Annotated in this window: 14 protein-coding genes; 10 read left to right on the plus strand and 4 right to left on the minus strand. The window is 67.9% G+C overall.

Annotated features, from left to right (window positions below):
* Positions 1-89: 89 nt before the first annotated feature.
* The 6 genes from OG876_RS13875 to OG876_RS13900 all read left to right on the plus strand — a co-directional run bounded on the left by OG876_RS13875 (position 90) and on the right by OG876_RS13900 (position 7,117).
* Positions 90-1,364 (plus strand): extracellular solute-binding protein, encoded by a 1,275-nt coding sequence (locus OG876_RS13875; RefSeq protein ID WP_328525252.1) that lies wholly within the window; start codon positions 90-92, stop codon positions 1,362-1,364.
* Positions 1,361-2,299, plus strand: coding sequence for a carbohydrate ABC transporter permease (locus tag OG876_RS13880; RefSeq protein ID WP_328525253.1), 939 nt, complete (start codon positions 1,361-1,363; stop codon positions 2,297-2,299). The genes OG876_RS13875 and OG876_RS13880 overlap by 4 nt, the downstream gene beginning before the upstream one ends.
* A 16-nt stretch (positions 2,300-2,315) precedes the next feature.
* Positions 2,316-3,194, plus strand: a complete 879-nt coding sequence (locus OG876_RS13885) for a carbohydrate ABC transporter permease (protein ID WP_328525254.1) — start codon at positions 2,316-2,318, stop codon at positions 3,192-3,194.
* Between the two features lie 618 nt (positions 3,195-3,812).
* Positions 3,813-4,601 carry a nitroreductase/quinone reductase family protein gene (locus OG876_RS13890; protein WP_328526902.1) on the plus strand — a complete coding sequence of 263 codons (789 nt, stop codon included), beginning with the start codon at positions 3,813-3,815 and terminating at the stop codon, positions 4,599-4,601.
* Positions 4,602-4,641: 40 nt separating this feature from the next.
* Positions 4,642-6,252, plus strand: a complete 1,611-nt coding sequence (locus tag OG876_RS13895) for a LuxR C-terminal-related transcriptional regulator (protein ID WP_328525255.1) — start codon at positions 4,642-4,644, stop codon at positions 6,250-6,252.
* A gap of 55 nt (positions 6,253-6,307) precedes the next feature.
* Positions 6,308-7,117 carry a class I SAM-dependent methyltransferase gene (locus OG876_RS13900; protein ID WP_328525256.1) on the plus strand — a complete coding sequence of 270 codons (810 nt, stop codon included), beginning with the start codon at positions 6,308-6,310 and terminating at the stop codon, positions 7,115-7,117.
* On the opposite strand, the gene OG876_RS13905 is transcribed toward OG876_RS13900, so the two are convergent.
* The 4 genes from OG876_RS13905 to OG876_RS13920 are packed head-to-tail and all read right to left on the minus strand — an operon-like array spanning position 7,085 to position 11,042.
* Positions 7,085-7,225: a nucleotidyltransferase domain-containing protein gene (locus tag OG876_RS13905; protein ID WP_328525257.1), complete on the minus strand. Its 141-nt coding sequence runs from the start codon at positions 7,223-7,225 to the stop codon at positions 7,085-7,087. The two genes, OG876_RS13900 and OG876_RS13905, sit on opposite strands and share 33 nt — an antisense overlap.
* A complete protein-coding gene (locus OG876_RS13910) occupies positions 7,225-7,974 on the minus strand; it encodes a RibD family protein (protein ID WP_328525258.1) in 750 nt (249 codons plus the stop codon). The genes OG876_RS13905 and OG876_RS13910 overlap by 1 nt, the downstream gene beginning before the upstream one ends.
* 30 nt (positions 7,975-8,004) lie before the next feature.
* Positions 8,005-10,338, minus strand: coding sequence for an ABC transporter permease (locus tag OG876_RS13915; protein ID WP_328525259.1), 2,334 nt, complete (start codon positions 10,336-10,338; stop codon positions 8,005-8,007).
* Positions 10,335-11,042, minus strand: a complete 708-nt coding sequence (locus OG876_RS13920; protein WP_328525260.1) for an ABC transporter ATP-binding protein — start codon at positions 11,040-11,042, stop codon at positions 10,335-10,337. The genes OG876_RS13915 and OG876_RS13920 overlap by 4 nt, the downstream gene beginning before the upstream one ends.
* Positions 11,043-11,180: 138 nt before the next feature.
* On the opposite strand from OG876_RS13920, the gene OG876_RS13925 reads away from it, so the two are divergent.
* The 4 genes from OG876_RS13925 (at position 11,181) to OG876_RS13940 (ending at position 14,975) form a co-directional block, all read left to right on the plus strand.
* Positions 11,181-11,978, plus strand: a complete 798-nt coding sequence (locus OG876_RS13925; RefSeq protein WP_328525261.1) for a sensor histidine kinase — start codon at positions 11,181-11,183, stop codon at positions 11,976-11,978.
* Complete coding sequence (locus tag OG876_RS13930; protein WP_442914126.1) at positions 11,975-12,649, plus strand: response regulator; 675 nt, start codon at positions 11,975-11,977, stop codon at positions 12,647-12,649. Before OG876_RS13925 ends, OG876_RS13930 begins: the two co-directional genes overlap by 4 nt.
* 79 nt (positions 12,650-12,728) lie before the next feature.
* Positions 12,729-13,598: a class I SAM-dependent methyltransferase gene (locus OG876_RS13935; RefSeq protein ID WP_328525262.1), complete on the plus strand. Its 870-nt coding sequence runs from the start codon at positions 12,729-12,731 to the stop codon at positions 13,596-13,598.
* A gap of 30 nt (positions 13,599-13,628) precedes the next feature.
* Entirely contained in the window at positions 13,629-14,975 is a 1,347-nt protein-coding gene (locus OG876_RS13940) for a hypothetical protein (RefSeq protein WP_328525263.1), read from the plus strand.
* Positions 14,976-14,978: the final 3 nt, after the last annotated feature.

Genomic DNA, 14,978 nt, shown 5'->3' on the forward strand with positions numbered 1-14,978 from the left:
AGCCCTTTCCCATACTTTCGCTGCACTTGGGTGGTGGTCCGGTCCGCCGGACCCGGCCGAAACAGGTTCGGCAGCGAAGGAGTTCCCCTGTGAGACGTGGTGTGGGACTGACCTTGCTGGCCGCAGCGCTCAGCGTTGTGGTCAGCAGTTGTGGCAACGGGGTGATCGACAAGAGTACGGACGGGGTTCCGCCGGCCGAGGCCACCGGGACGCTGCGCGTGCTGCTCCCGTCCTTCCCGCCCAGTACCAAGGGCCGGGAGGAGTTCCAGAAGGTCGTCGACGATTTCCACCGGACCTATCCGAAGATGAAGGTCGAGCCGGACTTCGCGACGTACAAGAATCTGAACGAGAAGCTGTCCACCTCGATCGCGGCCGGCATCCCGTACGACGTGATGGTCACCGGCGTCGGCTGGGTCCAGCCGTTCGCGTCGAAGCGGATCTTCGAGGATCTCGGCAAGTACGGCGTGACCCCGGACGTGATCAAGCAGAAGAGCCTCGGGGCGCTGATCCCGGCGGCGACGTACGACAACAAGCTGTACGCCTTTCCGTTGATCGCCGACACCCGCGCGGTCGCGTTGCGCAAGAGTGCGTTCCGTGAAGCCGGCCTGGACCCGGACAAGCCGCCGACCTCGCTGGCCGACATCAAGACCGCGGCCGAGAAGCTGACCAAGCGGGACAAGAACGGGAACATCACCCGCAGCGGCTTCGACCTCGCGTCGGCCACCGGCTTCCGGCAGTCGTTCACCACCTTCCTCGCCTCCACCGGTACGCCGCTCTACGTGGGCGGCGAACCGAACTTCAACAACAAGGCGGGCTTGGACACCTTGTTGTGGATCAAGTCGATGATCAACAACGTCCAGCCGTACGGCCAGGCGAACGCCGCCCAGCAACCCCTCGTGCTCACTGGTGAGGCCGCGATGGGGATCGTCAACGGCGGCGTCGACTGCTCGGACAAGGGCATCGGCCAGAAGAACTGCGACGACCTGAAGTTCTTCCGCTTCAACAGCGGCAAGGAGATCGAGTACGTCGGTGGCGACCTGGCGTCGATCGGGTCACGCGCGCGGCACAAGGACGCGGCCTGGACCTTCATCCAGACCCTGACCAAGAAGGACACGCTGGACGCGATCGCCAAGCTGAACAAGAAGATCCCGGCCTACCCGGACGCGAGCAACTCGCCGCAGGCGAAATCGAACCCGTTGAGCCAGTTCGTCGCCGACGGCCTGCAGTACGCCGTCAACGAGAACGAGGTGCCGTCCAACTGGCTCGAGATGCGCGGCAACTTCGACATCCAGCTCACCCAGGCGGTCCTCGGACAGAAGGATCCCGCCAAGGCGCTGGCCGACCTGGCAGGACAGTCCCGATGAGCACAACACTTGAACGTCCAGCACTGGACACCCCGCGCAAGGTAGCTCCGGCCAAGGACAGCGGCACGCTGCTCCGCAGTCAGGTCCGGACCGGCTGGGCCCTGCTGACCCCGGCCCTGCTCCACTCCGGCATCTTCATCGTCATCCCGGTCGTCGCCGTACTGGTGCTGAGTCTGACCGACTACAGCTTCGGTGACACCTGGTCCTGGGTCGGTTTCGGCAACTACTCCGAGCTGTTCCGCGACGTCGACTTCCAGGCGTCGCTGTGGCACACGGTCCTGTACGCCATCGTGGTGATCCCGATCTCGATGGCGATCTCGCTCGCGGTGGCGATCGGGCTGAACCAGAAGATCAGGGGACTCGGGTTCTTCCGGACCGCGTTCTACATCCCGACCGTGACCGCGACGGTCGCGGTGGCCACGATCTGGCTGTGGATCTACAACCCCGGCTCCGGGCTGGCGAACGGGTTCCTCAGTTTGTTCGGTTTCGCTCCGAACCGCTGGCTGGCCGACCCGGCGACCGCGCTGCCGTCACTGATGGTGGTCGGCATCTGGCAGGGCCTCGGGACCAAGGTGATCATCTACCTGGCCGCGCTGCAGGGCGTCTCCCGCGACCTGCTCGAGTCGGCCGAGCTGGACGGCGCCAACCGCTGGCAGAAGTTCGCCAACGTGACCTGGCCGGCGATCGGTCCGGTGCAGTTCTTCGTGCTGATCACCTCGATCGTCGGCACGTTCCAGGTGTTCGACCTGGTCTACGTGATGACGCAGGGCGGTCCGGGTTCGGAGACCCGGGTGTTGGTGATGGACATCTATCAGAACGCGTTCCAGGACCTGAAACTCGGCTACGCGTCCGCCGAGACCGTGATCATGATGCTCGTGATCGCGGCCTTCATCAGCGTCGGGCGCCTGATCCAGAGGGCGGATGCCAATGACTAGCATTACGTTGCCGGCAGTGGATTCCCGCAAGCCGTCGGCGTTCCGGCCGGGCCGGATCCTGCTGTACGTCGTGCTGCTGGTCGGCGCGATCCTGATGATCACGCCGTTCGTCTGGATGCTGCTGACCGCGTTCAAGAACAATCTGGAGATCGCCACGTTCAGCTGGCTGCCCAAAGAGCTGCGCTGGCGCAACTTCACCGAGGCCATGCAGACCGCGCCGTTCCTGCGGTACTTCCGCAACAGCCTGTTCATCGCGGTCGGCGAGACCGCGTTCACCCTCGCGGTCTGTACGACGGCCGGCTACGCGCTGGCGAAGCTGCCGTTGCGCGGGGGCAAGATGTTGCTGAACTACTTCATCCTGCTGTTGCTGGTGCCGTTCCAGATCATCCTGGTGCCGCTGTTCATGATCGTGAAGTCGATCCCGCTGTTCGGCGGCAACAACATCCTCGGCCAGGGCGGTATCGGCTGGCTGAACTCGTGGTGGGGTCTGATCATCCCGCTCGGCGCGGCGCCGCTGTTCACCTTCCTGGCCCGGCAGTTCTACGTCTCCCTGCCGGACGAGCTGGCCCAGGCGGCCCGGGTCGACGGTCTCAGCGAGTTCGGCATCTTCTGGCGGATCATGACCCCGCTGATCAAGCCGGCGCTGATCACGATCTGCGTGTTCCAGATCGAGGCGGCCTGGAACGGCTTCCTCTGGCCGCTGATGATCACCACGTCGGACACGATGCGCCCGCTGCAACTGGGGCTGGCGATCTTCTCGCAGAACCCGGCCGAGATCCAGTGGCCGTATCTGATGGCGGGTACGGCGCTCGCGACGCTGCCGATGATCGTGTTGTTCGTGTTCGCCCAGAAGCGGTTCGTCGAAGGAATGGCGAACGTGGGCATCAAGGGCTGAAACCTCTAACAGGTGCTCACCCCGCCCCGGGTGAGCACCTGCGAGGCCCCCCTCCACATGCGGTGGTCCCGAAGAAACACCGGAGCGTCCCGCTAGGCCCCCCTGCCGGGTCGCTCACCCGTTTATCGTCCCAGTGTGGCCGCCGTTACAGCATTCCTGAGGTTTTTTCGCGCCTTCCCGAAATGATTTCTCCAACTCCTTGCCAAATTCCCCCACCCCAGCTACATCAAGCACCTGCCAAGCAACCCTCGGTAGGCATCTCACCCAGCTGGATGTGTACGACGTGGTTCACCCGAGGGGTGAGGTCTGTGGTGTCAGGGAGGGCGAGGGCGTTGGTGGCGCGGAGGGTGGCCACGCCGTGGGAGACACCGGCCTGGCGGAGGGCTGGTCATCCGGACATTGTCTGCCTTTTCAGGCAGGGGGTTTGGCCTGGTGAGTCGCTAAGCTGGCTCCCGTGACTGCCGGGTCGGCCATTGGCCATGCACGAGTTGGGTGCCCGGGCGCGTTCTGAGCGCCGGGAGGGCCGTTCGGGGCCCGCCTTCGTTTCTCTCTGTCGGCAAGCTTTCCACCCCCAGCTCACGAGAGAAGCGACCACTGAACGATTTCACCGAACAGATCATCAAGGAATTCCGGGCGAACGACGGCCAGGTCGGCGGACCGTTCGCCGACGCCAGATTGTTGCTGTTGACAACCACCGGCGCCCGCTCCAGCGGGCCGCACACCACGGTCCTCGGGTACTACCCGGACGGTGAGCGTGTCCTCGTCGTCGGCTCGGCCGGCCGCGGCCCCAAACACCCCGACTGGTACCACAACCTGGTCGCCGATCCGGCGGTCACCGTGGAGACCGGCCTCTTCACCTACCCGGCCACAGCGGTCGTACTGCGGGATGCCGAGCGCGACGAGGTCTTCGCGCGACTCGTCGAGGCGGACTCGGGCTGGGGTGACTACCAGACCCGCACCACCCGGACCATCCCGGTCGTCGCCCTCGTCCCACAGCCAGGGCCGCCCACCGGCGGTCGTGGCTCGTTCGCCGACGCCCTCAAGCTCATCCACACCGCGTTCCGCCGGGAACTCGCCTTGATCCGCAAGGAGGTTGCGACATCCGGCACCGCCGGACTGGGCGCGCAGCTCCGCGTCAGCTGCCTCACGGTGTGCCAAGGTCTGCACTATCACCACACCGGCGAATCCGGCGGCCTCTTCCCGGCTGTTCTCGAACAACATCCCGAGCTATCGGACGAGATCGCCGTACTGCAGTCCGAACACGACCAACTCGCCGTACACCTGGCCGAACTGGAGAAGCTGGTCGCCGGCACTGAGCCGGATCTCCTGCCCGAGGTCGACCGCATCGTCACGCTCCTCAACGCGCACCTGGATCGCGAGGAGGCCGCGCTGCTGCCCTTCCTCTGAGCCCTTGTGCCGGCGCCGGCCGGCGGGGTACGAGGTCCTCATGTACGACGAGGCCGTCGCGGCGGGCCGGGTTGCGCTTTCGCAGGGCGCCTGGTCGGTCGCACGCGCTCGGTTCGAGGCTGCTCTGGAACTGGTGGAGACGCCCGAAGCGTTCGAGGGTCTGAGCTGGGCCGCCTGGTGGCTCGAGGAGGTCGCGGCGTGCCTGAACGCGCGTGAACAGGCCTATCTGCTGTACCGGCGAGCCGGTGATGCAAGGAGCGCCGCTCGGATGGCGCTGTGGCTCGGCGACGACCATAACGAGTTCCATGGTGGCGCGGCCGTCGCGGAGGGGTGGTTCAACCGGGCCGCTCGGCTGCTCGACGAGCTGGAGTCCTGTCCGGAACGCGGCTGGCTCACGGTGTTCGACGCGCACGCAGCACTCGGTGGCCACGACACCAGTCGCGCGCGGGAGCTCGCCGTACAGGCTCGGGAGGTCGGCCGACGGCATGGCGCGGTGGATCTGGAGATGTTCAGTCTGGCCACCGAGGGGCTTGCTCTCGTGGAGGAGGGGGCCGTCGCGGAGGGGATGCGGTGCCTCGACGAGGCGACGGCCGCGGCGCTCGGCGGGGAGTACGAGAACCTGGCGCCGGCGGCGTGGACGTGCTGCCGGTTGATCTCGGCGTGCGAGGAGGTGCGTGACTATGAGCGCGCCGCGCAGTGGTGCCGGCAGATCGAGGAGTTCAGCCGGCGGATGGAGGCCCGGTTCGTCACCGGGGTCTGCCGGGCGCACTATGCGGCGATCCTCGGCTGGCAGGGGAATCTGACCGAGGCCGAGCGCGAACTGACCGCGGCGCGGGAGGATCTGACCGCCAACCGACCACACTGGCGGGTCGAGGCCGTCGTACGGCTTGGTGAGCTGCGTCGGCGGCAGGGCCGGTCGGCCGAGGCGGAGGCGCTCTTCGACGAGGCGCCGTGGCATTCGGTCGCGCAGCGCGGTCTGGCTGAGCTGTGTCTGGATCGAGAGGATCCGGCCGCGGCTCGGGAGTTGCTGGAACGGATGCTGCGGCGGACTCCCTCGCCGGGCTCAGTCAGTCGTGCCTGGCCGCTCGAGCTTCTGGTGCGGGCGGAGTCGGCTCTGGGCGACCATGCTTCGGCTGCAGCCCATCTGGCCGAGTTCTGCTCGATCGCTTCGGTGGTGGGGACGCGGCCGCTGCGGGCGGCGGCGCGGTTCGCGGAAGGCGTTCACGCCGCTGCCCAGGACGACCACGAGGGGGCTTGCGACTGTTTCGAGGACGCCGTCGACCTGCTCGAGCCGCTGGCGCCGATCGAAGCCGGGCGGGCTCGGCTGGAGCTCGCCCGGAGTCTCCTGGCCCTCGGTCGCCCGGACGCCGCCGGTCGAGAAGCCCGCATTGCGCTCCCGGCGGTTGCCGTGCCGAACCGGAGCGAGGCGGCGTTGCTGACCGTGCTCGGTCTGCAGAGCACGGTGCTGAGTGAACGGCAGGTCGAGGTACTGCGGTTGATCGCGTCCGGGCACGGCGATCGGGAGATTGCCGGCCGGCTGGTGATCAGCGAGCACACCGTGCATCGGCATGTCGCCAACATCTACACCCGGCTGGGCTGTTCGACGCGCGCGGCGGCGGTGTCCCAAGCCACGCAGCTGGGTCTGCTGTAGGGATGGCCTGTTCAGGCGATGCGGCTGAGGTCCGGTCCGGTTGATGCTGGCGGCCATGGAGCAGTTGGAGCAGTACAAGGAGACAGTGCGGACAACCTGGGCCACCGGGGACTATGACGCGATGATGCGCCAGGAAGGACTGTATGAGGTGGGCCGGCGGTTGGTGCAGGCCATGGCGCTTCAGCCGGGTGAGGAAGTTCTGGATGTGGCCTGCGGAACGGGAAATGCCACGATCCCGGCGGCGACCGCCGGAGCTCGCGTGACCGGCCTCGACCTCACCCCCGCGATGCTGGTGAAAGCCCGCGAACGGGCGCCGGGCCTCCCGATCGAGTGGGTCGAGGGAGACGCCGAGGACCTCCCCTTCCCCGACTCACACTTCGACGTAGTGCTGTCCACCTTTGGCTGCATGTTCGCCCCTCGCCACGAGCTGGTCGCCGACGAGATCGTCCGCGTCCTCCGCCCCGGCGGCCGCCTCGGCCTGTGCACCTGGACGCCCGAAGGCGTGATCGGTGAGTTCTTCCGCGTCGTCGGCGCCTACTTCCCGCCGGACCCGGAGTACGTCGATCCGCCGTTGGCCTGGGGCGACGAGGACCACGTGCGAGAGCTGTTCGAGGGCACCGGCATCGAACTGTCCTTCACCCGCGAGATCGCCGAGATCCACCACAACTCCCCAACGGACGCCGCCGACTGCTACGCCACCAGATTCGGCCCAGTCGTCCTGGCCCGCCAGGCCCTGGCCGACCGCTGGCCCGCCCTCCGCGCCGACCTGATCAACCTCTTCACCCGCACCAACGCCTCAACCTCCAGCCAGGTCGTCGTACCCGCCGAATATTTACTGATCCGCGGCCGGGCGACGGGCCAGTAGGGTCTGCCGGCCGGCCAGGGCGTCGACGCCCCAGCCGCCGTCGACCCAGACGTCAATGCCCCGATCGATCAGCAGGTCCAGGAAGTCGAGTACACGCTCCGCGGGCATCACCGGATGACCTCGTAGCGGAGGGACAGGACGCCGTCGGGGGTGGTGTTGGTGGAGAGGAGGTGAAGGGCAGTGGGAAGTGTGTCGGGAAGGAGTTCGGGACCGTCGAAGATTGATGGGACCGACGCGCCGCCGATGGCGGTGGGGAGGAGGATGAGGTGGAGTTCGTCGATCAGGCCGGCTCGGAGGAGGGCGCCGTTGAGGCCGCCGCCGGCTTCGGAGATGACATAGGTGACGTCCAGGACGTCCCGCATCCGCTGGAGTGCAAGGGAAAGGTCGACTCGGTCTTCGCCCGCGACCAGGTAAGGAATGGTCTCCCGGCGTAGGAAGGACAGGTACGACGCGGGTGTCGCGCGGGCGACGAGAAGCAGGAGATCGGTCCCGTCGCCGCCCTTCCTGTCCCAGTGCACACGGCCTCGGCTGTCGACGATCGTGAACCACTTCCTGTGGTTCGGCGGCACCGCGGGCAGGTAGTCCTCGTACAACCCGTCGGCATCCGTCGGCGGAAGGTCGAGCGGACCGGCGTCCGGGGTGACGAAGGTGCCGCTGCCCTCGAGGATCGCCGTCGGCGCGTACAGTTCCTCCAAGAGCGCCGTACGCGCGGCCGAGGCGGCATCCGCGCCCGTGGGCCAGATCGATCGCCAGATCGACCCGGCCTCCTCGGACAGCAGCAGCCGATCCCGCCCGAGCGTGACCCGGCCGTCCACCGACGCCGTCACCGACACCACCACTCGCGCCCGATCAGTCATGCCGGTCTTCCTATCAGCGGGAACCGACAGTCACTCGTTGTGGAGAACCTCGGCGATGGTGGTGTGAGCCGCGGAGCGGGCCGGGATGTAGGCGCCGGCGGCGGAGATGAGGATGCCGGCGAGGACCAGCAGGGCCAGGAGCGACAGTGGGTAGACGTCGAGCATGAAGGCGGGCATTGCCACCTGGGCGCCGTTCGCCATGGCGGGGACGACCAGGCGGTGGGCGAGGATCCCCAAGGGGATGCCCAGCAGGCCGCCGATCGCGCCCAGAGCAGTCATCGACGTGACGACCATCAGCGTGACCTGGCTGGGCGTCATGCCGATCGACTTGAGCATCCCGAGATCCCGGCGGCGTTCTCGGGTGTTGAGGACGACGGTGTTGAAGACGCCGAGCGCAGCCACGGTCCCCAGCATCAGAGTCAGCAGTACGACGGTTGCCAGCACGATCGCGACGAAGCTGCCCGCGTCCTGCCCGGAGGTCTCCTGCAGTCCCGAGTCCCCCGCCTGCACGGCCTTGACGTAGGCGTCCAGATCCGTGCCCGGCTTGAGGTTGATCTCGTAGAGCGAGGCCCGCATGGTCGGCGCCACCAGCGCCAAGGTCTGCCAGTTCGACAACACCTCGTCACCGGAGTTGTAGAGCGCCTTACCGACGATCCGCACCTGGACGCTCTTCCCCTGCGCCTGCAACGTGACCGTGTCGCCGACCGCCAACCCACGCTGGCGAAGGAACCGCTCCGACACCACCACCTGCCCCGGACCGTCGAACCACCGCCCGTCGAGGATCCGAAAGCCGAGCGTCTCGAAGTCCCCCCGGTAGAACGACACCCGCAGATCCGTGTTCGTCCCGGCCAGCCGCATGTCCAGCTCCTGGCTCGCCGTCACCGACGACGTACCCGGGGTGGACCGCAGCAACGCCTCATCAGCCGCGTCACTCAGCTTGGCGCCCGGTGGCGCCTCCTCACCCGGAGGCGGTGCCCCGCCGTCCGGGACACCTCCGAACATCGCCAGGTCAACCGCACCGACCCGACTCGCGGCGGTCTGGTACGTCGTCAAGGACTTCCCGAGCCCGACCGCCAGCGTCACGCTCGTGACACCGAGTACGACGGCCGCGAGCGTCAGCGCCGTACGCGCCGGCCTTGCGAACGGAAGCCCGAGACCCAGGCTCACCGCCCGCGGCAACCGAGTACCACTCAGCCACCGCTGCGCCCGCAACCCACGCCCGGCCCGGGGTGCACTGCCCGCACTGATCGCCTCAGCCGCCGACAGACTCCGCGCTCGCAACGCGGGCACCAGAGCGGACAGCGCGACCAGCGCAGGTACGCCGAGCATCGCAGCCACGTCCACCCAGACCGGTACGCCGATGCCGCCCGCGCCATAGTTCTCGAAAGCCCTTGTCAGCAAGGACTCCGCGAGCACATTGCCCAGCACGGTGCCGATAGCGCAGCCGACGATCGCCGGAATGGACACCATCGCCAGATAGACCGTCATCACCTGCGTAGGTGTGAACCCCAGCGCCTTGAGTACGCCGATGTGCTTGAAGCCGGCGACCACCGCACCACTGACCACGTTGGCCACGATCAGTACGGCGACCGCCAGCCCCAGCCAGCCGAACACCATCAAGAAAGGCACAAACGTGTTCGGTTCGCCCGTGGCGATTGCACGCAGCGCAAGGTACGACTGAGTGCCCACCAGCGCACCGGATGGCAGACCAGCGGTCACCGCGGACTGACCGGCGGACACCTGTGCGTTGGTCGCGGCCTGGGCGAAGCGGTAGAGCATCTGAATGGACGTCGGCTTCAACGAAGTCATCTGCGCCGGCGTGACCCACGCATCGGCCGATCCGCTCACGCTGTAGGCGAATCCGACGATAGTCAGCCGCTGACCGCCGGCCACGGTCACTGTAGAACCCACCGTCGGCGCACCGCGCCCAGTGGAATCGGTCGGGTTCCGGTTCAGCACGATCTCGCCCGGCTTGTCCGCCCAGCGCCCCTTCCACACGTTCAGCCGGTCGACCGGCCCGCCGGGATCCGCCCGTCCCACCGCCACCAGGGAGAGCGGGATCCCCATGATCCGCGTCGAACTCAGGTCGAGCGTGGTCTGCCCGAACGGTCCGGCCACAGCCGCGGCACTCTGCCCCGCGTTGGTGAGCTGGGCGTCGCTGACCTTGCTCCGGTCGTACGACGCCACCAGGTGTGCACCACTTTGTTTTGCGTACGCCTGGTCGAAGGGCCCGCTGGACGCGGCCAGCAATCCCAGCGCCACCACGATCATCGTGGTCGACAGCAGAACGACCACACCGATCACCATGGTCTGCATCCGCCGTCGCCGTACCGCTGCTCGCGACACCGGCCAGACGGCGCTCACGACGTACGCTCCAGGCTGCGCTCGCCCGCGATCTGCCCGTCGACGAACTCGATCACCCGGCTGGCGCACCGTGTCGCGAGCTGCTGGTCGTGTGTCACCAGGAGCAGCGTCTGGCCGATCTGGTTGAGGTCCAGCAGCAGGTCCATGACCTGTTCGCCGGCGCGGGTGTCCAGGGCACCGGTCGGCTCGTCGGCCAGCAGTACCGCGGGACGGTTCATCAGCGCCCGGGCGACGGCGACGCGTTGCCGTTCACCGCCGCTCAGCTGGGCGGGGTAGATGTTCCGGCGGTCCGCGATGCCGAGTTCGTCGAAGAGTTCGAGGGCGCGCTTCCGGGCGGCCGAGGCCGGCGTACCGGTCAGCTGCGCGGCCAGTGCGACGTTGTCGAGGGCGGACAGGTCGTCGAGCAGGTTGAAGAACTGGAAGATCATGCCGATCCGCCGGCGCCGGTACAGCGCCAGGCCCTTCTCGTCCAGCGTGCCGAGTTCGTCGCCGTGCACCACGACGGAGCCCGAGGTCGGCCGGTCCAGCCCGGCCACCATGCTGAGCAGTGTGGACTTGCCGCTGCCGGACGGTCCCATCACGGCGACCGCCTCGCCGGCGCGGATCTCCAGCGATACCCCGTCCAGTGCGACGGAGTCGCCGTACTCCTTGCGTACGGCGGTCAGCCGCACGACCACCTGTCCGTTGCCTTCGTCATCCGTCATGCGTTCACGCTAGGACCGCCCGCACCCGTCTGACGTCAGCCTGCCGGCGTACTGTCCGCGCCTGCTCATCCTGGAGATGTACGGCGTGCCACTACCGGATGATGCGGAATCCGGAACGCCCCTGGGACAGTGGTTCTCGTGACCACGATCTGGCTGATCGTCGCTGTGGTGGCCTGCCTGGCCGCTGCGGCGCTCGCGGTGGCCCTTCTCCGGGCGCGGCGGGCGCACACCCGCGCCTTGGAGGAACGCGGGTGGTTGCTCGAGCGCGAACGGGAGAGTGCCGCGCAAACCGCGGTCGACGCGGAGCGGGCCCGGATCGCTCACGACCTGCACGACATCGTCAGCCACAACGTGAGCGTGATGGTGATCCAGGCCGGCGCCGCGCGGCATGTGCTGGAGACGGAGCCCGATCAGGCCGAGGCGGCATTGCTCGCGGTCGAGGCAGCCGGCCGCGACACCATGGCCGAGCTGCGGCATCTGCTCGGCCTGCTCGCACCGTCGGCGAGTGGGGAAGAGGACGAGCGACTGGCCCCACAGCCGAGTTTGAGCCGGCTCAGTCCGTTGATCGACCGGATCGCGTTCGCCGGGTTGCCGGTGGAGGTGCGTATCTCGGGGGACCCTCGACCACTCCCGGCCGGGGTAGACGTCACGGCGTACCGGATCATCCAGGAGGCGCTGACCAATGCGCTCAAGCATGGCGACGGCGTGAAGGCTGAGGTGACGGTGCGGTACGCCGACCACGCGTTGCGGGTGGAGATCCTCAACACCGGGCCGAGCGTGCTGACCGGGGGACGCGCACCGGTCGGTGGTGGCGAGGGGCACGGACTGCTGGGGTTACGGCAGCGGGTGGCCGTGTACGGCGGCGATCTCGATGCGCGACGTCGATTGGGTGGCGGCTTCCGGGTTCGCGCGAAGATCCCGCTGGAGCGCCTGTGACGAGTGCCCTTCGAGTGGTGATCGCCGATGACCAGGCCCTGGTGCGGACCGGGTTCCGGATGATCCTGAACGCGCGTGGCATCGAGGTCGTCGGTGAGGCCGGCGACGGCGTCGAGGCCGTCGATGCGGTCCACCGGCTGCGGCCGGACGTCGTACTGATGGACATCCGGATGCCGACGATGGACGGTCTCGAGGCGACCCGCCGCATCCTGGCCGAGCCCACGAACTGCCGGGTCCTGATCCTCACCACGTTCGACCTGGATCGCTACGTGTACGCCGCTTTGGCCGCCGGAGCCAGCGGGTTCCTGCTGAAGGACGTCACCCCTGAGCACCTCGCCGCAGCGGTCCGGCTAGTCACCACCGGCGACGCGCTGCTGGCTCCGTCGATCACGCGGCGGCTGGTGGAGCGGTTCGCGATCCCGGCCCCGACCCAGCCCGCGATCCACCGCGACCTCGCCGCGCTGACGCCGCGGGAGGTCGAGGTCCTCACCTTGATGGGCCACGGACTGTCCAACGCCGAGCTCGCCACCGAACTGACGTTGAGCGAGGCAACCGTGAAGACCCACGTCGCCCGGATCTTCGCGAAGCTCGGCCTCCGCGACCGCGCCCAGGCCGTCGTCCTCGCCTACGAAACCGGCCTCGTCCGCCCCGGCGACCGCACTCAGCCGTAATCCGTTGCTGATTTACAGTCGTATCAACTAGATTCGGCAAACCTCGCCCGCCCGGGGCGGACCTAAGGGGAGCCTGTTCATGGCGACTTGCCTTTTGTGTGCCTCGACCGGCGCTTTCCGCCCGCGCGGCGAGAAGGACGGCTACGGCATCGAAGAGTGCCCGTCGTGTGGCCTCGTGCAGCTCGTGCCGACGCCGACCGCGGACGTGCTGCGCGCCCTGTACGAGGGGGACTCGTACTTCGAGGGCGGCGCCGCGACCGGGTACTCGGAGTACGAGGACCAGGAGCAGGAGTACCTGGCGACGTTCCGCGAGGACGTGCGCCGGATCCGTGAGTTCGTCCCCAGCGGCCGGATCCTCGAGGTCGGCTGCGGGTACGGCTACTTCCTGCAGTGTGCGCTCGATGCCGGTTTCGACGCCTACGGCATCGATCTCTCCCCGGCGGCCGTCAAGTGGGCCGCGACGCGCCACCCCGGCCGCGTGTTCTGCGGTCTGCTCGAGGAGGTGCCCGAGATCCAGGACCAGAAGTACGACGTCATCTTCGGGTCGCACCTCATCGAGCACCTGACCGAGCCCTCCGAGTTCCTCCGCGTGGCCGGCCGCCTGCTCCGGCCAGGTGGTCTGGTGGTCATGGTCACCCCGAACATCAAGAGCCTGCTGGCCCGCGCCTCCGGATCGCGCTGGGTGTCGTTCAAGATCCCCGAGCACGTCAGCTACTACGACCCGGCAACTATCACCACACTGCTGAACCGCGGCGGCTACACGGTCCGCGCCGTCGACAGTGCCTATCAGTACTACGCCCTGCCGTTCGTCAGCCGCCGCGTCCGGGAGTTGCTCCACCCGGTCTCGCGAATCGTCCCGCCGGTGGAACGCCTCCGTTTCCTTCGCAACCGCAAGATCCGCGTCACCAGTGGCTCCATGCGTGTCCTGGCCGCCTACAACGGCGAGTGAGGTGACCCGGGCCGTCGGCAGAATCGCGGCATGCGTATCAGCCGTCGTGCCTTCGGGACGCTGGTCGGCGGCGCCGTACTCCTGGCCGGCTGCGGCAAGACCCCGGAAGAGGCGGCAGCCGACCGGCTGAACTGGCTGCGCGGACTCGCCGGTGTGGAGAAGGTCGAGCTGGTCGGTTCGGCCGACGACCAGTACATCCTGATGACCCTGGTCAAGCGTCGTTCGGACCAGGACATCACCGCGTTGATCGGCAAGATCAGGCGCGAGTTCGGACGACGCGAGGACGACTACGACAGCAGGATCGAACTCGATGTCGACAACTACCGCGCTCGGTTCTATCTGACGCTTCCAGCTAGCGATCTCGACGTGGACCGGGTTCTCTGGCTCCGTCGCGACGGGCGGGCGACGGGGTCGACGTACGGATCGTCGGGACTGCTCGTGACCGCTCCGCCGGCCGCGGTGGCTGCGGTTGCCGTAGGGCTGGACCAGGTCGTGCCGAGCGAGGACGCGCGGCGTACGCATCGCGTCGAGACCGCCGATCGGCAGGTCGTCGTCCAGTGGACCGACTGCCCCAGCCTCGACTTCCGCCTTGACCGCGCCGCGACCCAGCACTTCGCCGACCTGCAGCAGCGATACCCGGGCCTGACCGGGTGGATCGAGGCACCGGACCGCCGGGCCGGCGTCTACTTCGCGGCGAAGGACATCGAGCTGGACGCCCTGCTCGCGGCGCTGCCGAAGCTGGCGCCCGCTCGGCTGTACGGGAAGCTCGAGCTTGGCTGGGGACCCGTCCGGGCACCCGAGACAGTCTTCGCCAAGGCGTTCACTCCACAGGTCCGCAGGCTGACCGCTGAGCTGATGAAGATCCCAGGCGTCACCCGGATCGACATGCGCGACGACGGCGGACCGGCATCGGTCACCGTGCGGGATCGCGCCGGGTACGTCGCCGCGTGTGCGAGTCTGCGCAGGATCTGGGATTCCTATCTGTCGATCCAGCTGGTCAGGAGGCCGTCGCCGTACGTCGGGCAACAGGGCGACCCGGTCTTCAGTGGTTCGTCCTTCGACACGGGAGCGGCGTACCAGATCTACACGGCCGTCGCCGACCTCCAAGGCGTGACCACGGTGCAGGTCGGCCAGGCCTCCGCCAACCTGACCATCGCACCCGACATCACCGACGGCGACCTCGTGACCGCCTTCAAGGCGATGGCCGAGCTACCGATCGACCTGTACGTGAGCCATGACCCGGACCACAGCCTCGACGTCGCCGCCATCGGCCGCGTGGCAGAACGCAAGTACACCGCCCCGAGCCCGACGCCGGCCGAGGTCGACCCCGCCCTGATCTCCCGAGTCGCCACCGCCTGGACCCGCGCCACCCGTTGAAGC

The sequence above is a fragment of the Kribbella sp. NBC_00359 genome (assembly GCF_036097425.1).
Taxonomy (GTDB): domain Bacteria; phylum Actinomycetota; class Actinomycetes; order Propionibacteriales; family Kribbellaceae; genus Kribbella.